This is a genomic window from Streptomyces curacoi, from assembly GCF_001513975.1.
GTDB classification, from domain to species: Bacteria; Actinomycetota; Actinomycetes; order Streptomycetales; family Streptomycetaceae; genus Streptomyces; species Streptomyces curacoi.
The window spans coordinates 218765-245514 of sequence record NZ_KQ947991.1 but is presented as its reverse complement, the minus strand read 5'-3'; the positions used below and the strand labels follow the sequence as shown (position 1 = coordinate 245514).

The following is a 26750-nucleotide window of genomic DNA, read 5'->3' as shown; positions in this document are numbered from 1 at the left end:
GCCAGCCAACCGGAAGCACGGGAAGAGATGTCGGCACCGAATAAGTCGTACGACCCTGTCGAGGTCGAGGCACTGAAACCAGAAGAGATCGAGCGCATGCGGGACGAGGCGCTCGCCGCCTTCGCCGCCGCGGACTCCCTCGACGCGCTCCAGGAGGCCAAGGTCGCCCACACCGGCGGCACCTCCCCGCTGGCCCTCGCCAACCGCGAGATCGGCGCCCTGCCCCCGCACGCCAAGGCCGAGGCCGGCAAGCGCGTCGGCCAGGCCCGCGGCGCGGTGAACAAGGCCCTCGCCGCCCGCCAGGCCGAGCTGGAGGCGGAGCGCGACCAGCGGGTGCTGGTCGAGGAGGCCGTGGACGTCACGCTGCCCTACGACCGCGTACCGTCCGGCGCCCGCCACCCGCTTACCACCCTGTCCGAGCGCATCGAGGACATCTTCGTGGCCATGGGCTACGAGGTCGCCGAGGGCCCGCAGGTCGAGGCCGAGTGGTTCAACTTCGACGCCCTCAACATCGGCCCGGACCACCCGGCCCGCGGCGAGGCGGACACCTTCTTCGTCGAGGGCCCGGACGGCTCCGGCGACTCCGGCGTCGTGCTGCGCACCCACACCTCGCCCGTGCAGATCCGCTCTCTGTTCGACCGCGAGCTGCCGGTCTACGTGATCTGCCCCGGCCGCGTGTACCGCACCGACGAGCTGGACGCCACGCACACCCCGGTCTTCCACCAGGTCGAGCTGCTCGCCGTCGACGAGGGTCTGACCATGGCCGACCTCAAGGGGACCCTGGACCACATGGTCCAGTCGCTGTTCGGCGAGGGCATGAAGACCCGGCTGCGGCCGAACTTCTTCCCGTTCACCGAGCCGTCCGCCGAGATGGACATGGTGTGCTACGTCTGCCGCGGCGAGTCCGTCGGCAACCCCGACCGGCCCTGCCGTACCTGCTCCTCCGAAGGCTGGATCGAGCTCGGCGGCTGCGGCATGGTCAACCCGCGGGTGCTCACCGCCTGCGGCGTCGACCCGGAGAAGTACAGCGGCTTCGCCTTCGGGTTCGGCATCGAGCGGATGCTGATGTTCCGCCACAACGTCGAGGACATGCGAGACATGGTCGAGGGTGACGTCCGGTTCACCCGGCCGTTCGGGATGGAGATCTGATGCGGGTCCCGCTTTCTTGGCTGCGGGAGTACGTCGACCTGCCGGCGACGGAGACCGGCCGCGACGTCCAGGCCAAGCTCATTTCGGCAGGTCTGGAGGTCGAGACCGTCGAGCAGCTCGGCGCCGACCTCAAGGGCCCGCTGGTCGTCGGCCAGGTGCTGACCATCGAGGAGCTGACGGAGTTCAAGAAGCCGATCCGCTTCTGCACCGTCGACGTCGGCATGGCCAACGGCACCGGCGAGCCCCAGGAGCTCATCTGCGGCGCCCGCAACTTCCAGGTCGGCGACAAGGTCGTGGTCGTACTCCCCGGCGCCGTGCTGCCCGGCGGCTTCGCGATCGCCGCGCGCAAGACCTACGGCCGCGTCTCGCACGGCATGATCTGCTCCACCAGCGAGCTGGGCATGGGCGACGACGGCACGCACGGCATCATCGTGCTGCCGCCGGAGACCGAGGTCGGCAAGGACGCCATCGAGCTCCTTGAGCTGGTCGACGAGGTCCTGGACATCGCCGTCACCGCCAACCGCGGCGACTGCCTGTCCATCCGAGGTGTCGCCCGCGAGACCGCCATCGCCTACGGCCTGCCGCTGCGCGACCCGGCGCTCCTCGACGTGCCCGGCCCGAACGCCTTCGGCTACCCGGTGCAGGTCTCCGACCCGATGGGCTGCGACCGTTTCACCGCCCGCACGGTGACCGGCCTGAGCCCCGAGGCGCGCTCCCCGATCTGGCTCCAGCGCCGCCTGCAGAAGGTCGGCATGCGCCCGATCTCGCTCGCGGTCGACATCACCAACTACGTGATGATGGAGCTCGGCCAGCCGCTGCACGCCTACGACCGGCGGCTGGTCCAGGGCACCATCGGCGTCCGCCGGGCGGCCGAGGGCGAGAAGCTCGTCACCCTCGACGGCGTCGAGCGCAAGCTGCACGCCGAGGACCTCGTCATCACCGACGACCGCGGCCCCATCGGTCTCGCGGGCGTCATGGGCGGCGCCAACACGGAGATCGCCGACCACGACGACGTCGAGAACGCGACGACCGACGTGGTCATCGAGGCCGCCCACTTCGACCAGGTGTCGATCGCGCGTACGGCTCGTCGCCACAAGCTGTCGTCCGAGGCGTCCCGCCGCTTCGAGCGCGGCGTCGACCCGGCGGCGGCCGCCGCTGCGGCCCAGCGGACGGTGGATCTGCTGGTGCTGCTGGCGGGTGGTACGGCGGAGGCGGGTGTCACCGAGGTCATCGCGCCTTCCGCGCCGCACACCATCACCGCCCCGGCCGACCACCCGGACAAGGTCGCGGGCGTCCAGTACGGCCGCGAGACCGTCGTACGGCGACTGCAGGAGATCGGCTGCGACGTGTACGGGCAGGACGAGCTCATCGTCACCGTGCCGTCCTGGCGTCCCGACCTGCTGGAGCCGAACGACCTGGCCGAAGAGGTCATCCGCCTGGAGGGCTACGAGAACCTGCCCTCCACGCTGCCCAAGCCGCCGTCCGGCCGGGGCCTGACCCACCGCCAGCGGCTGCACCGCCGGGTCGGCCGCGCGCTGGCCGGGGCCGGGTACGTCGAGGCGCCGAACTACCCCTTCGTCAGCGAGCAGGTCTTCGACCAGCTCGGCCTGGCGGCCGACGACCCGGCCCGCCGTGTCGTCAAGCTGGTCAACCCGCTCAACGACGAGGAGCCCGCGCTGCGTACGTCGCTGCTGCCGGGTCTGCTCGGCGCGCTGCGGCGCAACGACGGGCGGGGTTCGCACGACCTGGCGCTGTTCGAGACGGGCCTGGTCTTCCAGCCGGGTGAGGAGCGCGGCGTCGCCGGGCACCTGCCCGTCGACCGGCGTCCCACCGACGAGGAGATCGCCGCGCTGAACGCCGTGCTGCCCGAGCAGCCCCGGCATGTCGCCGTGGTCCTCGCCGGTGCGCGTGAGCAGGCCGGCTGGTGGGGCAAGGGCCGTCCGGCCGACTGGGCCGACGCCATCGAGGCGGCGCGTGTCGTCGCGCGGGAGGCCGGGGCCGAGCTGATCGTGCGGGCCGGACAGTACGGGCCGTGGCACCCCGGGCGGTGCGCCGAGCTGGCGATCACCGTGGCCGGCGCCGAGCGGGTCATCGGTCACGCCGGTGAGCTGCACCCGCGGGTGCTGAAGGCGCTGGGTCTGCCCGGGCGCACCTGTGCGATGGAGCTGGACCTGGACGCCCTGGAGCAGGTCGGGGACGGCACGCCCCAGGCGCCGAGCATCTCCACGTTCCCGGTGGCCACGCAGGATGTCGCCCTCGTGGTCGACAAGCCGGTGCCGGCCGCCGAGGTCGAGGCCGCGCTGCGTGAAGGGGCGGGTGAACTCCTTGAGGGCATCCGGCTGTTCGACGTGTACGTCAATGACGAGCAGCTGGGTGACGGGAAGAAGTCGCTCGCGTACGCGCTGCGCTTCCGCGCGGGTGACCGGACGCTGACCGTCGATGAGGCCTCGGCCGCCAGGGACGCCGCGGTGGCCCTCGCGGGTGACCGGACCGGGGCGGTCCTGAGGGGCTAGTGCCCCCGCCGGGGCGCCCGGTGGTCACCTCACTCAATAGGGTGACTTCTCCGGGTGATCCGGTACTTCCGGACGATCTGCCGACAGAATCGGACCGGCCTTTCGAGGCCGGTCCGTCTGCGTTGTCAGGGCCTATTGGGGGGCCATCGGCATGTTCCGCATCAAGGCTCGGGTTCCCCGCAAGGTGCTGGCGATGGGGCTGCCCACCGCCTGGGGTGCGATGGCGATCACGTATAAGTTGGTCTGCCCGCTCGCCCAGCAGGACAGCATCGGGGCGCGCGTCGTCACCAGCGCCGTCTTCTTCGCCGTGGGGACGGGGCTGATCGTCCACGTCCGGCAGGCGCTGCTGCGGGAGCTGCGGCAGGTGCGCGAGGTCGCCGGTGCCGCGCAGAGCGCGCTGATCCGGCCGCTGCCTCCACGCATCGACGGACTGAACGTCGCCGCCGCCCAGCTCTCCGCGGACCGCAGCGCCTGTGTCGGCGGCGACCTGTACGAGGTCATCGCCACCGAGCACGGCGTACGGGCGGTGATGGGCGACGTACGCGGCCATGGCATCGCCGCCCTCAGCACGGTGGCCGCGGTCCTCGGCAGCTTCCGCGAGGCCGTCCACGACGAACCCGACCTGGGCCGCGTGCTGCGCAGGCTGGACCGCGCCCTGGCCCGGCACCTGCGCGAGCGGGCACGCGCCGAGCACCCCGCCTCGGGTCTGGAACCGGACACCCCGGTCGCCGAGGAGTTCGTCACCGTCCTGCTGCTGGAGATCGGAAGGGACGGCGAGATCACCGCACTCAACTGCGGTCACCCCTGGCCGTACCTGCTGAGCGGCACCCGCGTCGAACCCCTCGCCCGCGCCGATCCCCTCCCACCGCTTGGGCCGTTCCCGCTCCCGGCCGAACTGACCCCGTCGCCCTGCGGCTCCCTGCTCCCCGGCGACTCTTTGGTCCTGTACACGGATGGCGTCGAGGACGCGAGAGACGCGAGAGGCCGGTTCTTTCCCCTACAGGCGGCGCTCATCGGAGCCGTACGAAACGGACCGATCACTCCTCAGGCGATCCTGCGCACCCTCTTCACAGCCATCCTCCGCCACACAAGAGGCAGGCAGGGGGACGACATAGCGGTACTGGTCCTACGGAACGACCGAACCAGGCTTGCCTGCGACCCCCTAGGGGCGCGGGGCTGTGAGATAGGCGGCTCCGCCGCCGGGGCGCGACCAACGACGACGAACCCGCAGCCGACCAACCACATTTAGTGCTACGGCGACTAGTCACCCGCCGTAGCCAGCGCGGCGGGGCGTCGCCATCCGCCCAGCCACGGAGTGTCGGGCAGGCAGCTGGGCGGACGGCGCGGATGCGGGCCGCCGCATTGTACGAGGGGGAGCCGGCGGCCCGGCCGGCCTCTTGCGAGGCATTTCAGTCAACCGGCTGGCAACTCTCCGCAACAGCGCGCGCACGCTGCGGATTCGGGCACTCCGTTCACACCCCGTGTGAAGCGGTTCGCACTACTCTGACGGCACCGAGCCACCCGGGGGGCCTACATGCAGCCCAACACTCTGCTCGACGCGATCCTGGACGAGGCCGGGATCTCGCACGCGGGGCTGGCCGCGCACGTGAACCAGGCGGGGCGGGCACGCGGGCTCGCGTTGAGATACGAACACACCGCCGTCGCACGGTGGTTGAAGGGACAGCGGCCGCGCGGTCAGGTCCCCGACCTGATCTGCGAGGTGCTCGCCGCCCGTCTGCACCGTACGGTCACGCTCGACGACATCGGCCTCGGCGTGCCCGGCGATCCGTCCGCCGCGCACGCCACCTCGCTGTCCGGCTTCGTGGAGCGGGCCACCGCACTCTGGCGCTCCGACGAGCAGCAGCGGCCCCACATCCTGGGCGCACCCGCGGTCACCGGCACGCCCGCCGTCATGCCCGTGTGGGAGTGGGAGAACCCGCCCGAGGACGTGGACGTCTCACGCGGGGGACGGCACCGGGTCACCCCGGCCGACATCGACATGCTGCGCGCCGCGCGCACGCACTACGAGCAGATGTACCGGAAGGCGGGCGGCATAGCGACCCGCACCCGGATCGTCGGCTTCCTCAACGCCGAGGCGGCACCGTTGCTGCGCGGCAGCTACACGGACGCCACCGGTCGTCAACTGCACCGGGCCACGGGCGGGTTGGTGGCGATCGCCGGCATCTGCGCGTACGACTCCGACGCGCACGGGCTCGCCCAGCGCTACTTCCACCAGGCGCTGCGGCTCGCGAAGGCCAGTGGAGACCGGGGGCTCGGCGCGTATGTGATCGCGCTGCTCGTCAACCAGGCGCTGTTCATGCGGGAGTTCCGGCAGGCCGTCGCCTTCGCGGAGGCCGCGCTGCGGGCCGCCGGCAAGCACATCACCCCGGCCCTCGCCTCGGATCTGTACGCGATGCAGGCGAAGGCGTACGCTCACCTCGGCGACGGCACGAGCGCCCTGTCCTGCATCCGGCGTGCCGAACAGGCCGCCGAACGCATCCGGCGCGGATACGAACCCGACGAAACGGGCTATGTCCAGCCCGGACTCGTCAACGTCCAGGTGGCGGAGGCCCTGCTCAGCCTCGGGGAGCTGGCGGCAGCGGGGGAGCACGCCGCGGCCGCCGTCGACAATCCCGCCCATGACCGGGGCCGGGTGCACCGGCTGGCCATGCTCAGCACCATCGAACTGCGGCAGGGCAACGCCGACAAGGCGGTGGCCACCGCGGTGCAGATGGCCGAGCAGGCCCGGGGAATGGAGTCCCATCGCCTGCGCGACAGACTCCGGGCGGTACGCGAGCACCTGGTGCGCAGCGGCGGCGCGGGCACGGCCGAGGCCGCCGAACTCATCGACGGAGCACTGCGCGTACCGCTGTAGACCGGCACTCGAACACCGACACCTCATAGTCCCTGCTGCGATATTGCCACTTACTCGACGGAAGGTGGCAGAACCGTGCAGTGGACGAAACACAACGAACAAACTGTGTACTCAAACCGCTGGTTCAGCGTCAACCTCGCGGATGTCGAGCTGCCGGACGGCCGGCACCTCGATCACTTCCTGATACGGCTGCGGCCCGTTGCCGTGGCCACGGTGGTCAACGAGGCCAATGAAGTCCTCCTCCTGTGGCGCCACCGCTTCATCACCGACAGCTGGGGGTGGGAACTCGCGGCAGGCGTCGTCGAGGACGGCGAGGACATCGTCCGCGCGGCCGCCAGGGAGCTGGAGGAGGAGACCGGCTGGCGGCCGGGACCCCTGCGCCACCTCATGAGCGTGGAACCGTCCAACGGGCTCACCGACGCCCGGCACCACATCTACTGGTCCGACGAGGGCGAGTACGTCGGGCATCCCGTGGACGACTTCGAGTCCGACCGCCGGGAATGGGTGCCTCTCAAGCTCGTCCCCGACATGGTCGCCCGTGGGGAGGTCCCGGCCGCCAACATGGCGGCCGCGTTACTGCTGCTGCACCACCTCAGGCTCGGTCAGGACGTCCTGCCCTGAACTGAGGTCCTGCCCCGGCCTGACGTCCTGCCTGATCAACGTCCCACTGCCTGCCAGATCGCCATGACGAGGGCACCCACGGCGGTGAGGGCGGCGACCGCGGGCAGCGGCCAGCGCGCGTGTTCCAGTGTGTTGATCCGGGTGTTCAGCTCGTCGATCTCCTTGGCGGTCTCTTCGGTGCGGTGCGTGAGCAGAGCCAGCCCGCCCTCCACGCGGGCATAGGCGACGTCGAGACGACGTCGTAACTCTGCGAGTTCTCCGTGAACGACGGGATGCTCGGGATCGGCGGTCACGAGTCCGCTCCTTTCTGTAGTCGTCTGTCATCCCTTGCATGCGCAGGGAAAGTGAACTCGCCTGGTGGACGCATGGGGAGAGTGTGTGAGTGGCATATGCGAGCCCGCGCCGCACACGGTGTGTGAATGACATGGGCCCGGCACCTTCGCGGTGCCGGGCCCATGCGGTTGGCCGGAATCTGACCGACCGTAATCAGCCGTACGGGTAGAAGCCCGAGCCGGTCTTACGGCCCAGCCGGCCCGCGTCGACCATGCGCTGCAGCAGCGGGGGAGCGGCGTACAGCGGCTCCTTGTACTCCTCGTACATGCTCTGGGCCACCGAGGCGACGGTGTCCAGGCCGATCAGGTCGGCCAGCTTCAGCGGGCCCATCGGGTGGGCGCAGCCCATCTCCATGCCGTTGTCGATGTCCTCGCGGCTGGCGATGCCCGTCTCGAACATCCGGATCGCGGAGAGCAGGTAGGGGATCAGCAGCGCGTTGACCACGAAGCCGGACCGGTCCTGGGCGCGGATGGCGTGCTTGCCCAGCAGCTTCTCGGCGAAGGCGTGGGCGCGGGCGAGCGTGCCCTCGGAGGTGGTGAGCGCCGGGATCAGCTCGACCAGCTTCTGCACCGGGGCCGGGTTGAAGAAGTGGATGCCGATTACCTGGTCGGGGCGCGAGGTGGCGACCGCCAGCTTCACCAGCGGGATCGAGGAGGTGTTGGAGGCGAGGATCGCGTCCGGGCGGGTCACGACCTGGTCGAGCACCTGGAAGATCTCGGTCTTGACCTGCTCGTTCTCGACGACGGCCTCGATCACCAGGTCGCGGTCGGCGAACTCGCCCAGGTCGGTGGTGAAGGACAGCCGCGCCTGCGTGGCGTCGAGCTCCTCCTCGCTGATCTTGCCGCGTTCGGCGGCCTTCGCCAGGGAGTTGAACAGCCGGGTGCGGCCGATCTCCAGGGCCTCGCCGGTGGTCTCGGCGACCTTCACGTCCAGTCCGGCGCGGGCGCACACCTCGGCGATGCCCGCTCCCATCTGGCCGCAGCCCACCACACCGACGCGTGCAATATCTCCGGAGATGCCGGTCACATCGTCCCCTTCGCTGATCCACGACTGCGGCAGGTCCGCCGTTGTGCGGGGCCTGCTCCAAACCTGCACGTTACCTTCGGCCAAGTTTGATCGATCGTTCGGGTGCCTCATGAAAGGCTGGCGCCGGGCGCGATCCGGCAGGCACGGATCCGGCGCGGGGTGGGCCCTTGACCACGGCACACGGAGGTACGAAGAAGATGCTGCACCGGAAGTCACGGATGTCACGGCGGGCGTTCGCGGTGACCGCCCTGTCGGCACTCGTGGCGGGAGGCGGCGCGGTGGCGGCCGGTGCCGCCACGGCGGAGGGAACGGACAAGGGCGGGCGACGGGCGGCCCGCCAGATGCGCGGCATGTGGGTGGCGACGGTGGCGAACCGGGACTGGCCGTCCAAGCAGCGGCTGACCGCCGACGAGCAGTGCGCGGAACTGATCGCCCACCTGGACACGGCGGTGGAGCGCCGCCTGAACACGGTGATCCTGCAGGTGCGGCCGACGGCCGACGCGCTGTGGCCCTCGCCGTACGAGCCGTGGTCGCAGGTCCTCACCGGCACCCAGGGGGAGGACCCCGGCTGGGACCCGCTGGGCACCGCCGTCGAGGAGGCCCACGACCGCGGCCTGGAACTGCACGCCTGGTTCAACCCGTACCGCATCGCCAACCACGCGGACCTCACCAAGCTGATCGACTCCCACCCCGCCCGTGAGAACCCGGACTGGGTGGTGACATACGGCGGCAAGCTCTACTACAACCCCGGGCTGCCCGACGTCCGCGCGTTCGTGCAGCAGGCGATGCTCGACGCGGTGGAGAAGTACCCGGTCGACGCGGTCCACTTCGACGACTACTTCTACCCGTATCCGGTGGCGGGCCAGACCTTCGACGACAGCGACGCCTACGACCGCTACGGCGGCGACTTCGCGACCCGGGCCGACTGGCGGCGGGACAACATCGACCGGCTGGTCCAGGAGATGGCGGACGGCATCAGGCGCATCAGGCCCAGCACACAGTTCGGGATCAGCCCGTTCGGCGTGTGGCGCAACGTCGCCACCGACCCGCTCGGCTCCGACACCCGGGCCGGCGTGCAGACGTACGACGACCTGTACGCGGACACCCGCATGTGGGTCCGCGAGGGCTGGATCGACTACATCTGCCCGCAGCTGTACTGGAACATCGGCTTCGCCGCCGCCGACTACGCCAAGCTCGTGCCCTGGTGGGCGGAGGTCACGCGGGGCAGCAGGACGAAGCTGTACCTCGGTGAGGCGCTGTACAAGGCGGGCGATCCGGCGCAGCCCGCGGCCTGGCAGGAGGTGGCCGAGCTGTCCCGGCATCTCAGCCTCGCCGAGGAGCACCCGGAGGCACGGGGGCACGTCTTCTTCGCCGCGAAGGACGTGGCGACGGACCGGAACGGGGCCATGGCACGGGTCGTCGCCGACCACTACGCGCGGCCGGCGAAGCCCCCGCGCTGACCCGCTCGTCGATCTGCTCGACGAGCTACCTCGTCGTGGTGTCCTTGTGGCGGATCTCGGTGTCGGGGCCGGGGGAGCACAGGCCCTCGTGCCCGTCCTCGAAGCGGACGCGGTACGGAGGGTTGCCCTCCTGGCCCAGGACTTCGACGATCTCGCCGACCTTGTCGTGTTGCCCGACCACCCTGCCGTGCTGGACAAGCTGGTCGCCCACGGTTGCACGCATCTGTTGAGCCTCCTCACCAGGTGCCGGAGCAGCGGTCCGTGGCCTTGAGTCTACGGCGTGGAGCGGTGGTTGGAAGTGGGTCGTCCGGGCCCGCTCAGCCACGCGCCCGCTGGGTCACGGCGATGCAGACGAGCACAGCCGCGGCCGTGAGCGGGGCGGCCACCGTCAGGTGCTCGCCCAGCAGCAGCACCGACCACACCAGTGTGAGCAGGGGCTGGGCCAACTGCAACTGGCTGGCCTTCGGGATGCCGATGGCCGCCATGCCCCGGTACCAGACGACCAGGCCGAGGAACTGCGAGCCCGCCGCGACCCACAGCAGTCCGGTCACGCCGTGCCAGGTCAGGTGGACGGGTTCGTACGACAGGGCGACCGCGGCGGCCGGGACGGTGAGCGGCAGACACAGCACCAGCGCCCAGCCGATCACCTGCCAGCCCGGCATCACCCGGGCCAGTCGGCCGCCCTCGGTGTAGCCGGCCGCGCACACCAGCAGCGCCGCGAAGAGATACAGGTCGGCCGTGGTGAGGGCACCCCCGCTCTGCTGCACGGTGAAGGCGACCACCGCGGCCGCGCCGGCCAGCGCCGCCGTCCAGAAGGTGCGGGAGGGGCGGGTGCCGACGCGCAGCGCGGAGAACAGGGCCGTGGTCAGCGGGAGCAGGCCGACCACGACCGCCGCGTGCGCGGTGGTGGACGTCTGGAGCGCCAGTGTGGTGAGCAGCGGGAAGCCGAGGACCACTCCGGCGGCGACGACCGCCAGGCCCGCCCAGTGCCGACGGGCGGGGAGCGGCACTCGCAGGGCGAGCAGACAGCCGCCCGCGATCAGCGCGGCCAGCACGCTGCGCACGGCGACCAGGGACCAGGGGCCGAAGCTCTCCAGGCCCCACGCGGTGGCGGGGAAGGTGAGGGAGAAGGCCGCGACGCCGAGGGCGGCCTGGGCGGTGCCGAGCGTCCCGGAGGGGGCGGTGGACGAGGTGGTGACCGCTATCCCGGTCGGTGCAGTAGCGCTACTCTGTGTTCCCATGCAAGAGCGTAGCAGCGTCGGTGAACTGGCGGAACAGCTCCGGCGAGAGCTGGACCGCTACTCACCTGGAGGAAAGCTCCCGTCGAGCCGTGCCCTCGTCGAACGATTCCGGGTCAGCCCGGTGACGGTCTCCCGGGCCCTCGCCCAGCTCGCCGCCGAGGGGCTGGTGGTCACCCGGCCCGGAGCCGGCGCGTTCCGGGCCCAGCCGCGCGCGGCCGCCGCTCCCGTCGGGGACACCTCGTGGCAGGAGGTCGCGCTCAGCGCGGACGGTGCCGCCGACCTCGTACCGCGCTCGGTGGACGCCTCCGGGGTGCTGGTCTCGCTCGCCGCCCCGCCGCCCGGCGTCATCGAGTTCAGCGGCGGATACCTCCATCCCTCGCTCCAGCCCGAGCGTGCGATGGCCGCGGCGCTCTCCCGCGCGGGCCGTCGCCCCGGCGCCTGGGGCCGGCCGCCCACGGACGGACTGCCGGAGCTGCGGGAGTGGTTCGCCCGGGGCATCGGCGGCGCCATCACCGCCGCCGAGGTCCTGATCACCGCGGGCGGCCAGTCCGCACTGACCATCGCGCTGCGCGCCCTCGCCCCGCCCGGCGCGCCCGTCCTCGTCGAATCGCCCACCTACCCCGGCATGCTGGCGATCGCCCGCGCGGCCGGACTGCGTCCGGTGCCCGTGCCGGTTGACCCGGAGGGAGTGAGGCCCGCCCTGCTCGCCGACGCGTTCCGGGCGACCGGCGCCCGGCTCTTCGTCTGCCAGCCGCTGGTCCAGAACCCCACGGGCGCGGTGCTCTCCGCCGGGCGCCGGGGCGAAGTGCTGCGCATCGCACGCGAGGCCGGGGCGTTCGTGATCGAGGACGACTTCGTACGACGGCTCGTGCACGAGGACGCAGGCCCCCTCCCGCGCCCGCTGGCCTCCGACGACCCCGACGGTGTCGTCGTCCACGTCTGCTCGCTGACCAAGGCCACCTCGCCCAGCTTCCGGGTGAGCGCACTCGCCGCCCGCGGCCCGGCGCTGGAGCGGCTGCGTGCCATCCAGGTCGTCGACACCTTCTTCGTGCCCCGGCCGCTTCAGGAGGCCGCTCTCGAACTCGTCGGCTCGCCCGCCTGGCCACGCCATCTGCGCTCGGTCGCCACGGAGTTGAAGAACCGCCGCAACGCGATGACGGGCGCCCTGGCCACGGAACTCCCCGAACTCGCCCTGCCGCACATCCCGCGCGGCGGCTACCACCTGTGGCTGCGCCTGCCCGACGGCACCGACGAGTCCGCGCTGACCGCCGCCGCCCTGCGCGCGGGCGTCGCGCTCACCCCCGGCCGCCCGTACTTCAGCGCGGAACCTCCGGCCGGCCATGTGCGGTTGAGCTTCGCGGCGGTGGCGGGGCTCGGGGAGATCACGGAGGGCGTACGGCGACTGCGGGCGGCGTGCGACGAGGTGCTCTAACCGCGGGGGACCCTGGCGTCCCCGTCCTGCCCGCACCATCGCACCCGCCACTGACAACGCCCCGCCCACCGGGGAAAACCGCTCGACGCCGCGCCCCTCGCCCTGCGAGTCTCGCCGCATGATCGACATCCCGCCCCTCGCCGAGGGCTACGAGACCTCCACCGACCCCGACCGCATCGACCGCGAGCGTGTGCACAGGTGGCTGTCCACCGACGCCTACTGGGCGATCGGGCGACCGCGGGAGACACAGGACCGGGCGATCGAGGGCTCGCTGAACTTCGGGGTGTACGAGACGGCTTCGGGGGAGCAGGTGGCGTATGCCCGGGTCATCACCGACCGGGCGACCTTCGCCTGGCTGTGTGACGTGTACGTCGACCCGTCGGTGCGCGGCAAGGGGATCGGGACGGCGCTCGTCGGGGCCGTACGCGAACATCTGCGGCCGTACGGGATCAAGCGCGTGCTGCTCGCCACGCAGGACGCGCACGGGGTGTACGAGAAGCTCGGGTTCGCGCCGCTGGAGAAGCCGGACCAGTGGATGGCGCTCTACTTCTAGCGCCGTACTCGACTGCCGGTGACGGTACTTGAATGTCCAACGGCTCGATTTCCGGCGACTTGTACCGCCTGGTCCTGACCCGGCAGTAAGGTTTCGTCCACCCTCGGTAACTCTCGTACAACGCCTCTTGACCTGCGCACTTCGGCGGCACACCATCCACGCATGCCACTTCGGGTCACGTTCGTCGCCGCCGCGCGCAGCTCCCCGCTGCTCGCGGAGCGCTTCGAGGACGACCGGCCGCTGGACCAGGCCGGCTGGGACGAGGTGCAGCGTGTCGCCCGGGACCTGGTGCCGCTGGCGGCGGCCGAGCTGCGCTACTGCTCACCCACCCCGCGCAGCCGCGCCACCGGCGACGCCCTCGGCTATGCCCCGCTGGTGCAACTCGCCCTGCGTGACTGCGACATGGGCCGCTGGCGCGGGCTGACGCTCGGCGAGGCGATGGCCCGGGAGCCGGAGGCGGTGGACGCCTGGCTGTCCGACCCGCGCGGCACACCGCACGGCGGTGAGTCGCTGCTGGCGTTCATCTCCCGGGTCGGCGGCTGGCTCGACACACGGCCCGTGGAGGACGGTGGCCGTGTCGTGGCCGTGGCCGAACCGTCCGTGATCCGCGCCGCCCTGGTGTACGCGCTGAAGGCGCCGCCCGCCACGTACTGGAACATCGACGTGCGCCCGCTGGCCACGACCACGTTGACCGGCCGGGCGGGCCGCTGGAACCTGCGCTTCGACGGGGCGCCGGCTCAGCCCTCACGCGCGTAGCCGGTGGTTCGGTCCTCACGCGCGTAGTCGGTGGTGAGGACGAGGTCCTTGGCCGGGCCGCGCACCCGCCACACCGTCCGCCAGTGGTCCGCGTCCCGGACGGTGAACTCGCCCCGGTAGCGGTCGGCCGAGCAGGGATGGTCGGCGATGTGCCGCCCTGAGGTCAGGTCCAGGTCGTGGAAGGGCCGCCCGTCCGCGAAGCGCACGTCCGCGGTGCCGGGCGTATCGCCCGGCAGGAAGCGCAGGGTGCGCTCGGCGGGCCGCGGGACGCCCCGCCAGACGAACGTGCCGGACTCGTGGTGCAGGAGTCCGCCGCCGTCCAGCGGGCTGAAAACCGTCGTACCGGAGAACTCCCCGTCCTCCCCGCCCGCGAGATCCCGCACCGACCGCTCCACCCGCCAGCTCCCGGCGAGGTAGTCCAGTGCGTCCGGCACTGGCCGGAACTCGCCCATGGCGTCCGCTCCTTTGTCACATCCGTTCCTGCGCGACCCATTGACGCGCATCCGCCCCCTCCCTATCTTGCCGTTCGAAGTGCTGATCAATGTTTGATATTTCGAACAACCTCTACCAGAGAGCCGCGGAGTATCCATGCCACGCACCGCCCGCACCCGATGGAGAGTCGGTCTCACGACCACCGCCCTCCTGACGGCAGCAGCCCTCGTACCGGCCCCCGCGCACGCCGAGGACGTCACCGACTACACGATCACCGTCGACCCGGCCGCCAAGGGTGCGAAGATCGACGACACGATGTACGGCGTCTTCTTCGAGGACATCAACCGGGCCGCGGACGGCGGCCTGTACGCCGAGCTCGTGCAGAACCGATCCTTCGAGTACTCCACCGCCGACAACGGCTCCTACACGCCCCTGACGTCCTGGACGGTCGGCGGCACGGCCCAGGTCGTCAACGACGCCGGCCGGCTCAACGAGCGCAACCGCAACTACCTCTCCCTGGGCGCCGGTTCGTCGGTCACGAACACCGGCTACAACACCGGCATCCGGGTCGAGGAGGGCAAGAGGTACGACTTCTCGGTGTGGGCCCGCGCCGAGGCCGGGACCACCCTCACCGTCGGCCTCAAGGACGCCGCGGGCACCCTGGCGACCGCCCGCCAGGTGGCCGTCAAGGGCGGCTGGGCCAAGTACAAGGCCACCTTCACCGCGACCCGCACCAGCAACCGCGGCCGCCTGACCGTCGCCTCCTCGGGCGCCGCGGCCCTCGACATGGTGTCGCTGTTCCCACGCGAGACGTACAAGAACCAGCCCAACGGTCTGCGCAAGGACCTCGCCGAGAAGATCGCCGCCCTGAAGCCGGGCTTCGTGCGCTTCCCCGGCGGCTGCCTGGTCAACACCGGCTCCATGGAGGACTACAGCGAGGCCAGCGGCTGGCAGCGCAAGCGCTCCTACCAGTGGAAGGACACCATCGGCCCGGTCGAGGAGCGCGCCACCAACGCGAACTTCTGGGGCTACAACCAGAGCTACGGCCTCGGCTACTACGAGTACTTCCGCTTCTCCGAGGACATCGGCGCCATGCCGCTGCCCGTCGTCCCGGCCCTGGTGACCGGCTGCGGCCAGAACAAGGCCACCGACGACGAGGCCCTGCTCAAGCGGCACATCCAGGACACCCTCGACCTCATCGAGTTCGCCAACGGCCCGGCGACCTCCAAGTGGGGCAAGGTCCGTGCCGAGATGGGCCACCCCAAGCCCTTCCACCTGACCCACATCGGGGTCGGCAACGAGGAGAACCTCCCGAAGGAGTTCTTCGCCCGCTTCGAGCAGTTCCGGGCCGCCATCAAGGCCAAGTACCCGGACATCACCGTCATCTCCAACTCGGGCCCGGACGACGCCGGCACGACCTTCGACACCGCGTGGCAGCTCAACCGCGAGGGCAAGGTCGACATGGTCGACGAGCACTACTACAACAGCCCGAACTGGTTCCTGCAGAACAACGACCGCTACGACTCCTACGACAGGAACGGCCCCAAGGTCTTCCTCGGTGAGTACGCCTCCCAGGGCAACGCCTGGAAGAACGGCCTGGCCGAGGCCGCGTTCATGACCGGCCTGGAGCGCAACGCGGACGTCGTCAAGCTCGCCTCCTACGCCCCGCTGCTCGCCAACGAGGACTACGTCCAGTGGCGGCCGGACATGATCTGGTTCAACAACCGGGCCTCCTGGAACTCGGCCAACTACGAGGTCCAGAAGCTGTTCATGAACAACGTCGGCGACCAGGTGGTCCCGTCGAAGGCCACGACCACGCCGAACGTCAGCGGCCCGATCACCGGTGCCGTCGGCCTGTCGACCTGGGCGACCAGCGCGGCGTACGACGACGTGAAGGTCACCTCGGCGGACGGCTCGACGCTGCTCGGCGACGACTTCTCCGGTGACGCCTCGAAGTGGAAGCACGTCGGCGGCGGCAGCTGGAGCATCCAGGACGGGCAGTACGTCCAGACGGACGCCGCCGCCGAGAACACCATGGTCACCGCCGGCGACCCGGCCTGGCACGACTACGACCTGCACGTGAAGGCCACCAAGAAGTCCGGCAAGGAGGGCTTCCTCGTCGCCTTCGGCGTCAAGGACACCGGCAACTACTACTGGTGGAACCTGGGCGGCTGGAACAACACCCAGTCCGCGATCGAGCAGGCCGTGGACGGCGGCAAGGGCACGCTGATGACGAAGCCCGGGTCGATCGAGACGGGCCGCGCCTACGACATCGACATCAAGGTCCGCGGCCGTCAGGTGACCCTCTACCTCGACGGCAAGGAGTGGGGCAGCTTCAAGGACGACAAGCCGGCCGAGCCGTTCCGCCAGGTCGTCACCAAGGACGCGCAGACCGGTGACCTGATCGTCAAGGTCGTCAACGCCCAGTCCACCGAGGCCCGCACGGCCGTCGACCTGGGTGGCGCGAAGGTCGCGTCCACCGCCCGCGTGACCACGCTGGCCGCCGACCAGGACGCGGTGAACACGGAGACGGACACGCCGGTGTCGCCGGTGAGCTCCACTTTCCGGGGCGTGGCCGACAAGTTCACGTACACCTTCCCGGCGAACTCCGTCACGTTCCTGAGGATCAAGCAGAGGTAACGGCATCCGGTGGGCCGCCGTCCGCGGGCGGCGGCCCCTCAGGGGCGGAGCGCGACGCTCCGCCGGAGAGCCTCACCTGCCGGCGGCCCACCCAGGGACCGTCGGCAGCACCTTCTCGGCGACGCGGATCAATACGGCGTCGTCCGGCACCATGCCGTCCGCGCGCCACAGGGTCACGTCGAAGGATCCGCCGCTGTCCTTCGCGTCCTGGGCCACCGTGAGGGCGCGGAGCGGGACGCCGGGGCCGCTGTCGGCGTCGCCTCCGTCGAGGCGGAAGTCGATCCGGATGGTGCGGTCCGAGTACAGCACCGCCGGACGGCCCAGGACCGTGCGCTGCCTGCCGTCCCCCAGCAGCTCATGGGACCCGGTGACGGGGAGGCCGTCGTAGGTGGCCGAGAGCGTCACGGTGCAGGTGTCGAACTCGACCTCGGCTGAGGGCATCGGGATGTCCTTGCCGCCGGCGAGTCCGACGGAGCCGTCACTGCCGCCGGCGCTCTTCGCGGTCTCCGTCGGCGTGCCCAGCAGCTCGGCGAGGTCGGGGCGGTGCAGTGCCTCGCACAGCTGCGCTCCGGTCACCCGTCCGGTCCGCTTTGCGGGCTCCTCGTCGGAGCAGGTGGCGGGCGGCGGGCCGCTGGTCCCGGATGTCTCCCCGGACGCCCACAGACCGCCACCGAGCGCGGCCACCAGCACCACGGCCGCGATGCCCTGCGCCCACGGGTTCGTGCCCTTCTCGGGCGTGCCCGTCACTTCGGTCATGTCCCCCCACCTGCCGTGCTCCCCGTATGCGCCCGGGGACAGTAGCCCAGGGACAGTAGCCCGGGGACAGTAGCCCTTGGGCATGACCGCGACAAAGTTGGTTTCCGGGGCCGGGCCGCTGAAGCGGGGCGGTGGTGACCTACGGTCGAGTCGCGGTGAGGCGTCGCATGGCCGCGGCTGCCTGCGGCCCCACGTGGGTTTTCCGCCCGGGCGGCCGTGGACCCCGTTGTCGTCGATGAGCAGGCAGGCGAGTGCCTTGATCACCGCCCAGCCGCGAGCGCGCCGCAGGGTCGCCGCGTCGGCCGACGGGTAGCTCTGACGGAAACGGTCGATGGCCCCGTCGGGCAGCAGCATCCAGCCGGCGGCCAGGTCACACGCCGGGTCCCCCGCGCACATGTCGCCGAAGTCGATCACGCCGCAGAGGTTGCCGTCCCTTGTCAGCAGATTCGCCGGGTGCAAGTCCGTGTGCAGTCACAGGGCCGGACCTGCCCAGTCGGGCGCGGCCAGCGCGTCGTCCCATACCTCGCGTACGGCGTCCGGATCGGGAATCAACCCGCGCTCGGTCGCCTCCTTGAGGGAATGCGCGAAGCCTTCGTCGACATCGGCCAGCGGGCCACCTCGGCGCTGCCGGCCGGCGGGCGCGTCGTCAGGCGCGGGCCGGTGCAGGGCTGCCAGAAACGCCGCCAAGGTGTCGGTCGCCTCGGCGCCGCGAGTCGCAGGGGCGCGGTCGGCGGGTTCACCGGCGACCCAGTTGTGGCGGCTCGGCGACGACCTCGCGGTCCGGCTGCCCTGGGCCACTCAGGACGCGGGCGAACTGCTCCTCAAGGAGCGCACCTTGCTGCCTGCCATAGCGCCGCTCCTTCCCTTGCAGACCCCTGTTCCGGAGCGTCTGGGCCGGCCTTTCCGCGGCGCCGCATAACCGATTGCATAAAAGTGCAGGGAAACGTATAGTCATGCTCTCTGAGGAGGAGGACTTCCATGACGGTACGTGCGGCAGTGGCCGGAGCGAGCGGATACGCGGGCGGGGAACTGCTGCGTCTGCTCCTGGCGCACCCCGAGGTCGAGATCGGCGCCCTGACCGGCAACTCCAACGCGGGGCAGCGCCTCGGTGCGCTCCAGCCGCACCTGCTGCCCCTGGCCGACCGGATCCTCCAGGAGACCACGGCCGACGTCCTCGCCGGACACGACGTCGTCTTCCTCGCGCTGCCGCACGGGCAGTCCGCCGCCGTGGCCGAGCAGCTCGGCCCGGATGTGTTGATCATCGACATGGGCGCCGACTTCCGGCTGAAGGACGCGGGCGACTGGGAGACGTTCTACGGCTCCCCGCACGCCGGCACCTGGCCGTACGGCCTTCCCGAACTGCCGGGTGCCCGCGCCGCGCTGGAGGGGTCCAAGCGCGTTGCGGTACCCGGTTGCTACCCGACCGCCGTCTCGCTCGCCCTGTTCCCGGCGTACGCCGCCGGCCTCGCCGAGCCCGAGGCCGTGATCGTCGCCGCCTCCGGCACCTCCGGCGCGGGCAAGGCGCCCAAGCCCCATCTGCTGGGCAGCGAGGTCATGGGCTCCATGTCGCCGTACGGCGTCGGCGGCGGCCACCGGCACACGCCCGAGGTGATCCAGAACCTCAGCGCGGCGGCGGGGGAGCGGGTCCGCGTCTCCTTCACGCCGACCCTCGCCCCGATGCCCCGCGGCATCCTCGCCACCTGCAGCGCCTCCGCCAAGCCCGGCGTCACCGCCGAGTCCGTCCGCGCCGCCTACGAGAAGGCGTTCGCCGACGAGCCCTTCGTCCACCTCCTCCCGGAGGGCCAGTGGCCCGCCACGGCGTCCGTCTACGGTTCGAACGCCGTTCAGGTGCAGGTCGCGTACGACGCCGCCGCGAACCGCATCATCGCGATCAGCGCCATCGACAACCTGACCAAGGGCACCGCGGGCGGTGCCGTCCAGAGCATGAACATCGCCCTGGGTCTCGACGAGACCACCGGACTGACGACGATCGGAGTTGCGCCGTGAGCGTGACGGCAGCAAAGGGATTCACGGCGGCGGGCATCGCCGCCGGGATCAAGGAGAACGGCAACCCGGACCTGGCCCTCGTGGTCAACAACGGGCCCCGCCGCGCCGCCGCGGGCGTCTTCACCTCCAACCGGGTGAAGGCCGCGCCCGTCCTGTGGTCCGAGCAGGTCCTGAAGAGCGGCCAGGTCTCGGCCGTCGTCCTCAACTCCGGTGGCGCCAACGCCTGTACGGGACCCAAGGGCTTCCAGGACACCCACGCCACCGCCGAGAAGGTCGCCGAGGTGCTCGGCCGGGGCGCCATCGAGGTCGCCGTCTGCTCGACGGGGCTCATCGGCGTGCTGCTCCCGATGGACAAGCTGCTTCCCGGCGTCGAGACGGCCGCCGCCCAGCTCTCCGAGCACGGCGGCGAGAAGGCCGCCATCGCCATCAAGACCACCGACACCGTCCACAAGACGTCCGTCGTGACCAAGGACGGCTGGACCGTCGGCGGCATGGCCAAGGGCGCGGGCATGCTCGCCCCCGGCCTCGCCACCATGCTGGTCGTGCTCACCACCGACGCCGCCGTCGACGACCAGACCCTGGACAAGGCCCTGCGCGCCGCCACCAAGGTCACCTTCGACCGCGTCGACTCCGACGGCTGCATGTCCACCAACGACACCGTGCTGCTGCTCGCCTCCGGTTCCGCCGAGGTCACCCCGGAGTACGAGGAGCTCGCCGAAGCCGTACGGCAGGTCTGCGACGACCTCGGCCAGCAGCTGATCCGGGACGCCGAGGGCGCCAGCAAGGACATCAAGGTCGAGGTCATCAACGCCGCGACCGAGGACGACGCCGTCGAGGTGGGCCGCTCCATCGCCCGCAACAACCTCCTCAAGTGCGCCATCCACGGCGAGGACCCCAACTGGGGCCGCGTCCTGTCCGCGATCGGCACCACGAAGGCCGTCTTCGAGCCGGACCAGCTCAACGTCGCCATCAACGGCGTCTGGGTGTGCAAGAACGGCGGTGTCGGCGAGGACCGCGAGCAGGTCGACATGCGCTACCGCGAGGTGCACATCGTCGCCGACCTCGCCGCCGGCTCCGAGACCGCCACCATCTGGACCAACGACCTGACCGCCGACTACGTCCACGAGAACAGCGCCTACTCGTCATGAGCACCACGCGGAAGCACACCGCCCTCCCCAAGGCCAAGATCCTCATCGAGGCGCTGCCCTGGCTCGTCCGGCACAACGGCAAGACCGTCGTCATCAAGTTCGGCGGCAACGCCATGATCGACGAGGAGCTGAAGGCCGCCTTCGCCCAGGACGTCGTCTTCCTGCACCACGCCGGCCTCAAGCCCGTCGTCGTGCACGGCGGCGGCCCGCAGATCAGCGCCGCCCTCGACAAGCACGGCATCGTCAGCGAGTTCAAGGCGGGCCTCAGGGTCACCACCGAGGACGCCATGGACGTCGTACGGATGGTGCTGGCCGGGCAGGTGCAGCGCGAGCTCGTCAACCTGCTCAACCAGCACGGGCCGCTCGCCGTCGGCCTGACGGGCGAGGACGCGCACACCATCACCGCCACCAAGCACCAGCCCGAGATCGACGGCGAACTGGTCGACATCGGGCGGGTCGGCGAGATCACCGACATCGACACGGGCGCGATCGAGGCGCTGCTGGCCGACGGCCGGATCCCGGTCGTCTCGTCGATCGCCCGTAGCCAGGACGACGGACATGTCTACAACGTCAATGCTGATACGGCGGCTGCGGCACTCGCTGCTGCGCTGGGCGCCGAAACCCTCATGGTCCTCACGGACGTCGAGGGCCTCTACGAGGACTGGCCCAACAGCGACGAGGTGATCAGCCGCCTCACCGCATCCCAACTGGAGAAGCTCCTGCCGGAGTTGAGCTCCGGCATGGTGCCGAAGATGGAGGGCTGCCTGCACGCCGTGCGCGGCGGGGTCACCACCGCCCGCGTCATCGACGGCCGGGTCCAGCACTCCATCCTGCTGGAGATCTTCACCGACGAAGGAATCGGCACGATGGTCGTGCCGGACCCGCAAGAGGGGGACGCCGAATGACCGGGAAGCCGACGAACGCAGAGCTCGCCCAGCGGTGGCAGGGCTCGCTCATGAACAACTACGGCACCCCGCGGCTCCCTCTCGTGCGCGGTGAGGGGCTCAAGGTCTGGGACGCCGAGGGCAGGCAGTACTTCGACTTCGTCGGCGGCATCGCGACCAACGCGCTCGGCCACGCCCACCCCGCGATCGTCGAGGCCGTCAGCCGGCAGATCGCCTCCCTCGGCCACATCTCCAACTTCTTCATGGCCGAGCCGACCGTCGCCCTCGCCGAACGGCTGCTCCAGCTCTTCGGCCGGGAGGGCAGGGTCTTCTTCTGCAACTCCGGCGCGGAGGCCAACGAGGCCGCGTTCAAGATCGGCCGGCTGACCGGACGGACGCATGTGGTGGCCACCGAGGGCGGCTTCCACGGCCGCACGATGGGCGCCCTCGCCATGACCGGCCAGCCCGGCAAGCGCGAGCCCTTCCTGCCGCTGCCCGGTGACGTCACCCATGTGCCGTACGGCGACGCGCAGGCGCTGGCCGCCGCGGTGACGGAGGAGACGGCTCTGGTGATCATCGAGCCGATCCAGGGAGAGCTCGGTGTGGTGGTGCCCCCCGCCGGCTATCTGAAGGCGGCGCGGGCGATCACCGCCGCGACGGGGGCGCTGCTCGTCCTCGACGAGGTGCAGACCGGCATCGGCCGCACCGGGCACTGGTTCGAGTACCAGGCCCACGAGGGCGTGCTCCCGGACGTCGTCACCCTCGCCAAGCAGCTCGGCGGCGGGCTGCCGCTCGGCGCGACGGTCGCCTTCGGGCGGGCCGCGGAGCTGCTGCAGCCCGGTCACCACGGGACGACCTTCGGCGGGAACCCGGTCGCGTGTGCCGCGGGGCTGGCCGTGCTGGACACCATCGCGAACGAGGGGTTGCTGGAGAACGTCAAGCGGCAGAGCGAGAAGTTGCGCGACGGGATCGAGGCCCTCGGCCACCCGCTGATCGACTATGTCCGGGGTGCGGGCCTGCTCCTGGGTATCGTGCTCACCGAGCCGCTCGCCGCGAAGGTGCAGCAGGCAGCTCAGGACGCCGGTTTCCTGGTGAACGCGCCCGCCCCCGATGTCGTACGGCTCATGCCGCCGCTGAACCTCGGTGACGACGAAGTGGAGGCGCTTCTCCGGGCCCTTCCCGGCATCCTGGACGAGGCCGACGGGGACGGATGATCCGGAGAATGAGACGACGATGAGTCAGGCGCAGGAGCACGGGCAGAACGCGGCGAACGGGGCCGCCGGGCCTGCCGTCCCGCAGACCCGCACCGCACGTCACCGCCGGATCGTGGACATTCTCAACCGGCAGCCCGTGCGGAGTCAGAGCCAGTTGGCCAAGCTTCTTGCGGATGACGGGCTGAGCGTCACTCAGGCGACGCTCTCCCGGGATCTGGACGAGCTCAACGCGGTGAAGATCCGGAACACCGACGGTGACCTGATCTACGCGGTGCCGAGTGAGGGGGGTTTCCGGACTCCTCGTGCGCCGCTGGGGGAGTCGGCGAAGGAAGAGCGGATGCGGCGGTTGTCGCAGGAGCTGCTCATCTCCGCGGAGGCTTCGGCCAACCTCGTGGTCCTGCGGACTCCTCCGGGGGCCGCGCAGTTCTTGGCTTCGGCCATTGATCAGGCCGAGCTGCACGACATCCTCGGCACGATCGCCGGTGACGACACGTTGCTGCTGATCAGCCGGAACCCGACGGGGGGTCAGGCCTTGGCCGATCATCTGCTGCGGTTGGCTCAGAACGGCCACTGAGTGGGGTGGTGGCGGTTGTTCGCCGACTGCGGGTGAGCTGTGGCTGGTCGCGCAGTTCCCCGCGCCCCTGAGGGCGTTGCAGCTGACGTAGCGAGCGTTCCCGCCACCTCAGCCGAGCCGCGCCGCCAACCCCCCGGTGCACCGCACCTCGTCGCCCGCCGTGATCAGCAGTGCCTCCACCCCCGGCAGTGACTCCAGCCAGCGCAACCCCTGCCGCGACCCCATCGCGAACGCCGCCGTCGCCCAGCAGTCCGCCCAGGTCACCGAAGGCGTCACCACGGTCACCGCCACCAGGTCCGTCACCGCGGAGCGGCCCGTGCGGGGATCGACGATATGGGCGCCCCGCTCGGCCGTTCCGGAGGTGGCCACCGCCAGCTCGTCCAGTCCGGCGGCGGAGATGACGGCCGCCAGCCCGCCCGGGCGCAGCGGGTCGGACACCCCCACCCGCCACGGCCGCTCCGCCCCCGGCACGCCCAGCAACTGCACGTCACCGCCGCCGTTGACGCTCACGCCGGTCACGCCGGGGACCGTCGCCAGGCGGCGGGCCGCGCGTTCCACCGACCAGCCCTTGACGATGCCCGTCGGGTCCAGGCGGCCGCCGTACGACGTGCTGAACCAGCCGTCGCTGGTCCGCTCCGCCTCGGCGCCCAGGCCGAGCACCTCGGCGACCTCCGGATCGCACTCGTCGACGGTCAGCTCGCCGCGCGCCAGCCGGGAGACCTGACTGTCGTCGCGGTAGGTGCTGAACACCTCGTCGACCCGGTGCAACCCGGCGACCGCCTCCTCCAGCGCCGACTGCACGGCCGCGGGGTCCCCGCCGCGGACGTCGAAGGAGAAGACCGTCCCCATGACCTCCTCCGCATGACGCACCGCGGCGGGAGCTTCTGCCGACTCGGCCACCGTGTCAGCCACCGGCCTGGTCCAGGGCCGACTGGAGGGATTCCTTGTAGCCGGCGCTGGTGTAGGTGGCCCCGGACACCGCGTCGATGTCGGCGCTCTGCGCGGCGACCGCGGCCTGGTTGAGTTTGGGTACGGCGTTGGCGGTGATGTTGGTGCTTTGGCCGCCGCTCGGGGTTTGGACTGCCTCGGCCTTGGTGATCTTGTCTCCGTTGACGGTGATCCGGACCTGGACGGGGCCGTACTGGGTCTGGGCGACGCTGCCGGTGACGGTGCGGGTCTGGGTGGCGCCCGAGCCTTGCGAGTCGGAGTTCTGGGAGGAGCCTGCGCTCGCTTTCGCCTTGTCGATCGCCGACTGGAGGGATTCCTTGTAGCCGGCGCTGGTGTAGGTGGCCCCGGACACGGCGTCGATGTCGGCGCTCTGCGCGGCGACCGCGGCCTGGTTGAGCTTGGGCACGGCGTTCGCGGTGATCTGGTCGCTCTGGCCGCCCTTGGGGGCCTGGACGGCCTCCGCCTGGGTGATCCTGCCGTTGCTCACGGTCAGCCGCACCTGCACGGCCCCGTACTGGGTGCGCGCCGCGTCACCGGTGACCGTGCCGGACCCGGCCGCCTGGGCGCCGCCCTGCGGTGACTGCGCTGCCACGGGGGGCGCCGCGCCGCCGGCGGCCTGTGCGGACGCCGGGTCGGTCGCCGGCTTCAGCGACAGCAGCAGCACGATCCCGGACACGGTGGCGGCGCCGGCCAGCACGACACGCCGGATGGGGTGACTCTTCCTCATCGCTCCTACAGCTCCTGAAGTTGACGTCCGAAGTGTGAAGTCCCGTCGCTCACATCTCGAACGACTCGTGATGGATGCGGCGGGCGGGCACACCCGCGCCGCGCAGTGCCTCGTACACGGACTGCGCGAAGCCGGCCGGCCCGCACATGAACACGTCGTGCTTGTCGATGTCCGGCAGTTTCTGGCGCAGCCGCTCCGCCGAGATGTCCGGCCGCTCGCCGTCCGGGCTGTTGACCGCGTACATCAGCCGGGCGCCGCGCTCGTCGGCGATGGCCGCGAGCTCGTCCCACAGCGCCAGGTCCTGGGTGCTGTTGGCCCGGTAGAGCAGGGTGATGTCGCCGGCCGCGCCCGGCAGTGTCTCGAACAGGGCCCGCATCGGCGTGATGCCGACCCCGCCCGCGACCAGCAGCACCTTGCCGCGGCTGCGGCGCTGGGCGGTCATCGCGCCGTAGGGGCCTTCGGCCCACACCTTCGTGCCGGGCTTCAGTTCGCGCAGCCGCGAGGTGTGGTCGCCGATCGCCTTGACCGTGATCCGCAGCATGTCGGGGCGGGGTGCCGCCGACAGCGAGTAGGGGTGGGAGCTGAACCGCATGCCCGGCGCCTTGAACCGCCAGCGGAAGAAGTGCCCGGCCTCCGCCCCCATGCGGTGCAGCTTGCGCCCGCCGATCAGCACCGACACGATGCCCGGCGTCTCCTCGATGACCGCCTCGACGTACATCCGGTGCCGCAGGTTGAGGCGGATCGGGGTGAGGATCCGGTACCAGACCACCAGCGCGGTCACGATCCCGTACAGCCCGTACCAGAAGGTCTTCGCGGCCGGCTCGACGGCGAACTCGTTGCCGGTGGTGATCTGGTGCCAGAACGTCAGGTACACCGCCGCGTACGTCAGCAGGTGCACGTGGTACCAGGTGTCGTACGGGAGGCGGCGGCGGACGCCCCCGATCGAGAGGAACGCGATCAGGAACAGCAGGCCGGTGCCGATGGCCGCCTTGCCCATGTCGGGCAGCGTGTTGACCGAGTCGACCGTCTGCTGGACGACGTCGCCGAGCGTCTTGCCGGCCTGGAGCGCGTAGCCCCACATCGTGAGGAAGACATGCGCGATGACCAGGCAGACCGTGTACCGGCCGCTCATCGCGTGCCAGCGCGCCACCCGGTCGGACCCCACGCGCCGCTCCAGGGCGGGTACACGGGCCATCTGGAGCACCACGAGCGCCATGAGGTACCCGGCGAGCAGTCCGGTGATCCGGCCCGCGGCGAGGATCTTGGCGGCGGTGTCCGCCAGGGACGGTGTGTTGTCCCACCACAACCACAGCACCGCCGCCGCGCCCGCCCATAGGGCGATCACCAGCGGTACGGCCGGGGAGCGGCGCGGGCGGATGCGGCGCATCGTCTGGCGGCGGGCGGCACGGCCGCCGGCGAGCGTGGTGGTCACGGTTCCTCCGGGAACGGGAGCAAGGGGGG

The 26750-nt window shown here is 71.0% G+C and carries 24 protein-coding genes and 2 pseudogenes; 16 read left to right on the top strand and 10 right to left on the bottom strand.

Annotated elements, in window-relative coordinates:
• The first annotated feature begins 27 nt into the window (after positions 1-27).
• From pheS to AQI70_RS26995, 5 genes are all read left to right on the top strand, one after another.
• The gene (pheS, locus tag AQI70_RS27015) at positions 28-1149 is read left to right on the top strand and encodes a phenylalanine--tRNA ligase subunit alpha (RefSeq protein ID WP_062154539.1); all 1122 of its coding nucleotides are present in this window, start codon (positions 28-30) and stop codon (positions 1147-1149) included.
• Positions 1149-3662: a phenylalanine--tRNA ligase subunit beta gene (gene pheT / locus AQI70_RS27010; protein WP_062154537.1), complete on the top strand. Its 2514-nt coding sequence runs from the start codon at positions 1149-1151 to the stop codon at positions 3660-3662. The genes pheS and pheT overlap by 1 nt, the downstream gene beginning before the upstream one ends.
• Positions 3663-3813: 151 nt before the next feature.
• Positions 3814-4911, top strand: a complete 1098-nt coding sequence (locus tag AQI70_RS27005) for a PP2C family protein-serine/threonine phosphatase (protein ID WP_062154535.1) — start codon at positions 3814-3816, stop codon at positions 4909-4911.
• A gap of 285 nt (positions 4912-5196) precedes the next feature.
• A complete protein-coding gene (locus AQI70_RS27000) occupies positions 5197-6537 on the top strand; it encodes an NsdA family TPR-like regulatory protein (protein ID WP_062154533.1) in 1341 nt (446 codons plus the stop codon).
• Positions 6538-6612: 75 nt separating this feature from the next.
• Complete coding sequence (locus AQI70_RS26995) at positions 6613-7158, top strand: NUDIX hydrolase (RefSeq protein ID WP_037890305.1); 546 nt, start codon at positions 6613-6615, stop codon at positions 7156-7158.
• Positions 7159-7193: 35 nt separating this feature from the next.
• Here AQI70_RS26995 and AQI70_RS26990 read toward each other — a convergent pair whose 3' ends face one another.
• Positions 7194-7451 carry a hypothetical protein gene (locus AQI70_RS26990; RefSeq protein ID WP_062154525.1) on the bottom strand — a complete coding sequence of 86 codons (258 nt, stop codon included), beginning with the start codon at positions 7449-7451 and terminating at the stop codon, positions 7194-7196.
• 193 nt (positions 7452-7644) lie between these two features.
• The gene (locus tag AQI70_RS26985; protein ID WP_079051498.1) at positions 7645-8517 is read right to left on the bottom strand and encodes a 3-hydroxybutyryl-CoA dehydrogenase; all 873 of its coding nucleotides are present in this window, start codon (positions 8515-8517) and stop codon (positions 7645-7647) included.
• 218 nt (positions 8518-8735) lie between these two features.
• Here AQI70_RS26985 and AQI70_RS26980 point away from each other — a divergent pair, with 218 nt between their 5' ends.
• Positions 8736-9977 (top strand): glycoside hydrolase family 10-like protein, encoded by a 1242-nt coding sequence (locus tag AQI70_RS26980; RefSeq protein WP_062154945.1) that lies wholly within the window; start codon positions 8736-8738, stop codon positions 9975-9977.
• Between the two features lie 25 nt (positions 9978-10002).
• On the opposite strand, the gene AQI70_RS26975 is transcribed toward AQI70_RS26980, so the two are convergent.
• On the bottom strand, positions 10003-10200 hold the full coding sequence (locus tag AQI70_RS26975) for a DUF1918 domain-containing protein (RefSeq protein WP_037890307.1): 198 nt from the start codon (positions 10198-10200) through the stop codon (positions 10003-10005).
• 94 nt (positions 10201-10294) lie between these two features.
• Positions 10295-11218 carry a DMT family transporter gene (locus AQI70_RS26970; protein ID WP_062154523.1) on the bottom strand — a complete coding sequence of 308 codons (924 nt, stop codon included), beginning with the start codon at positions 11216-11218 and terminating at the stop codon, positions 10295-10297.
• Here AQI70_RS26970 and AQI70_RS26965 point away from each other — a divergent pair.
• The 3 genes from AQI70_RS26965 (at position 11217) to AQI70_RS26955 (ending at position 13959) form a co-directional block, all read left to right on the top strand.
• Positions 11217-12650 (top strand): aminotransferase-like domain-containing protein, encoded by a 1434-nt coding sequence (locus AQI70_RS26965; protein WP_062154521.1) that lies wholly within the window; start codon positions 11217-11219, stop codon positions 12648-12650. The two genes, AQI70_RS26970 and AQI70_RS26965, sit on opposite strands and share 2 nt — an antisense overlap.
• Positions 12651-12768: 118 nt before the next feature.
• On the top strand, positions 12769-13203 hold the full coding sequence (locus AQI70_RS26960; RefSeq protein WP_062154519.1) for a GNAT family N-acetyltransferase: 435 nt from the start codon (positions 12769-12771) through the stop codon (positions 13201-13203).
• 162 nt (positions 13204-13365) lie between these two features.
• A complete protein-coding gene (locus AQI70_RS26955; RefSeq protein ID WP_062154516.1) occupies positions 13366-13959 on the top strand; it encodes a histidine phosphatase family protein in 594 nt (197 codons plus the stop codon).
• Here AQI70_RS26955 and AQI70_RS26950 read toward each other — a convergent pair.
• A complete protein-coding gene (locus AQI70_RS26950) occupies positions 13941-14411 on the bottom strand; it encodes a DUF6314 family protein (protein WP_062154514.1) in 471 nt (156 codons plus the stop codon). The two genes, AQI70_RS26955 and AQI70_RS26950, sit on opposite strands and share 19 nt — an antisense overlap.
• A gap of 136 nt (positions 14412-14547) precedes the next feature.
• On the opposite strand from AQI70_RS26950, the gene AQI70_RS26945 reads away from it, so the two are divergent.
• Positions 14548-17031, top strand: coding sequence for an alpha-L-arabinofuranosidase C-terminal domain-containing protein (locus tag AQI70_RS26945; RefSeq protein ID WP_062154512.1), 2484 nt, complete (start codon positions 14548-14550; stop codon positions 17029-17031).
• 72 nt (positions 17032-17103) lie between these two features.
• On the opposite strand, the gene AQI70_RS26940 is transcribed toward AQI70_RS26945, so the two are convergent.
• Together AQI70_RS26940 and AQI70_RS26935 are read right to left on the bottom strand one after the other, a co-directional pair.
• Entirely contained in the window at positions 17104-17787 is a 684-nt protein-coding gene (locus tag AQI70_RS26940) for a DUF6215 domain-containing protein (protein ID WP_062154511.1), read from the bottom strand.
• Between the two features lie 139 nt (positions 17788-17926).
• Positions 17927-18537, bottom strand: a pseudogene (locus tag AQI70_RS26935) (phosphotransferase); the annotation flags it as partial.
• Between AQI70_RS26935 and AQI70_RS40380 the strand changes: the two are divergent.
• The 6 genes and pseudogenes from AQI70_RS40380 to AQI70_RS26910 all read left to right on the top strand — a co-directional run.
• Positions 18476-18688, top strand: a pseudogene (locus AQI70_RS40380) (aminoglycoside phosphotransferase); the annotation flags it as partial. The pseudogenes AQI70_RS26935 and AQI70_RS40380 sit on opposite strands and share 62 nt — an antisense overlap.
• Positions 18689-18765: 77 nt before the next feature.
• Positions 18766-19794, top strand: a complete 1029-nt coding sequence (gene argC, locus AQI70_RS26930; RefSeq protein WP_062154509.1) for an N-acetyl-gamma-glutamyl-phosphate reductase — start codon at positions 18766-18768, stop codon at positions 19792-19794.
• Positions 19791-20942: a bifunctional glutamate N-acetyltransferase/amino-acid acetyltransferase ArgJ gene (argJ, locus tag AQI70_RS26925; RefSeq protein WP_062154507.1), complete on the top strand. Its 1152-nt coding sequence runs from the start codon at positions 19791-19793 to the stop codon at positions 20940-20942. The genes argC and argJ overlap by 4 nt, the downstream gene beginning before the upstream one ends.
• Positions 20939-21847: an acetylglutamate kinase gene (gene argB / locus AQI70_RS26920; RefSeq protein WP_062154505.1), complete on the top strand. Its 909-nt coding sequence runs from the start codon at positions 20939-20941 to the stop codon at positions 21845-21847. The genes argJ and argB overlap by 4 nt, the downstream gene beginning before the upstream one ends.
• Positions 21844-23040, top strand: a complete 1197-nt coding sequence (locus AQI70_RS26915; RefSeq protein WP_062154503.1) for an acetylornithine transaminase — start codon at positions 21844-21846, stop codon at positions 23038-23040. Before argB ends, AQI70_RS26915 begins: the two co-directional genes overlap by 4 nt.
• Positions 23041-23059: 19 nt before the next feature.
• A complete protein-coding gene (locus AQI70_RS26910) occupies positions 23060-23614 on the top strand; it encodes an arginine repressor (RefSeq protein WP_062154500.1) in 555 nt (184 codons plus the stop codon).
• Positions 23615-23722: 108 nt separating this feature from the next.
• Here AQI70_RS26910 and AQI70_RS26905 read toward each other — a convergent pair whose 3' ends face one another.
• From AQI70_RS26905 to AQI70_RS26895, 3 genes are read right to left on the bottom strand one after another with little or no spacing between them, the layout of a single operon-like run.
• The gene (locus AQI70_RS26905) at positions 23723-24526 is read right to left on the bottom strand and encodes an FAD:protein FMN transferase (RefSeq protein WP_244181859.1); all 804 of its coding nucleotides are present in this window, start codon (positions 24524-24526) and stop codon (positions 23723-23725) included.
• Positions 24519-25289 (bottom strand): FMN-binding protein, encoded by a 771-nt coding sequence (locus tag AQI70_RS26900; RefSeq protein ID WP_062154499.1) that lies wholly within the window; start codon positions 25287-25289, stop codon positions 24519-24521. Before AQI70_RS26900 ends, AQI70_RS26905 begins: the two co-directional genes overlap by 8 nt.
• 49 nt (positions 25290-25338) lie before the next feature.
• Positions 25339-26721, bottom strand: a complete 1383-nt coding sequence (locus AQI70_RS26895; protein WP_062154497.1) for a ferredoxin reductase family protein — start codon at positions 26719-26721, stop codon at positions 25339-25341.
• Between the last annotated feature and the right edge of the window lie 29 nt (positions 26722-26750).

Bases quoted from the DNA above. Each gene is read 5' to 3' on its own strand.
- AQI70_RS26965 (WP_062154521.1), top strand. From the start codon at position 11,217: ATGCAAGAGCGTAGCAGCGTCGGTGAACTGGCGGAACAGCTCCGGCGA.
- AQI70_RS26900 (WP_062154499.1), bottom strand. From the start codon at position 25,289: ATGAGGAAGAGTCACCCCATCCGGCGTGTCGTGCTGGCCGGCGCCGCC.
- pheT (WP_062154537.1), top strand. From the start codon at position 1,149: ATGCGGGTCCCGCTTTCTTGGCTGCGGGAGTACGTCGACCTGCCGGCG.
- AQI70_RS27005 (WP_062154535.1), top strand. From the start codon at position 3,814: ATGTTCCGCATCAAGGCTCGGGTTCCCCGCAAGGTGCTGGCGATGGGG.
- argB (WP_062154505.1), top strand. From the start codon at position 20,939: ATGAGCACCACGCGGAAGCACACCGCCCTCCCCAAGGCCAAGATCCTC.
- AQI70_RS26940 (WP_062154511.1), bottom strand. From the start codon at position 17,787: ATGACCGAAGTGACGGGCACGCCCGAGAAGGGCACGAACCCGTGGGCG.
- AQI70_RS26950 (WP_062154514.1), bottom strand. From the start codon at position 14,411: ATGGGCGAGTTCCGGCCAGTGCCGGACGCACTGGACTACCTCGCCGGG.
- AQI70_RS27000 (WP_062154533.1), top strand. From the start codon at position 5,197: ATGCAGCCCAACACTCTGCTCGACGCGATCCTGGACGAGGCCGGGATC.
- AQI70_RS26960 (WP_062154519.1), top strand. From the start codon at position 12,769: ATGATCGACATCCCGCCCCTCGCCGAGGGCTACGAGACCTCCACCGAC.
- AQI70_RS26910 (WP_062154500.1), top strand. From the start codon at position 23,060: ATGAGTCAGGCGCAGGAGCACGGGCAGAACGCGGCGAACGGGGCCGCC.
- pheS (WP_062154539.1), top strand. From the start codon at position 28: ATGTCGGCACCGAATAAGTCGTACGACCCTGTCGAGGTCGAGGCACTG.
- AQI70_RS26945 (WP_062154512.1), top strand. From the start codon at position 14,548: ATGCCACGCACCGCCCGCACCCGATGGAGAGTCGGTCTCACGACCACC.
- AQI70_RS26980 (WP_062154945.1), top strand. From the start codon at position 8,736: ATGTCACGGCGGGCGTTCGCGGTGACCGCCCTGTCGGCACTCGTGGCG.
- AQI70_RS26970 (WP_062154523.1), bottom strand. From the start codon at position 11,218: ATGGGAACACAGAGTAGCGCTACTGCACCGACCGGGATAGCGGTCACC.
- AQI70_RS26955 (WP_062154516.1), top strand. From the start codon at position 13,366: ATGCCACTTCGGGTCACGTTCGTCGCCGCCGCGCGCAGCTCCCCGCTG.
- argC (WP_062154509.1), top strand. From the start codon at position 18,766: ATGACGGTACGTGCGGCAGTGGCCGGAGCGAGCGGATACGCGGGCGGG.
- AQI70_RS26915 (WP_062154503.1), top strand. From the start codon at position 21,844: ATGACCGGGAAGCCGACGAACGCAGAGCTCGCCCAGCGGTGGCAGGGC.
- AQI70_RS26975 (WP_037890307.1), bottom strand. From the start codon at position 10,200: ATGCGTGCAACCGTGGGCGACCAGCTTGTCCAGCACGGCAGGGTGGTC.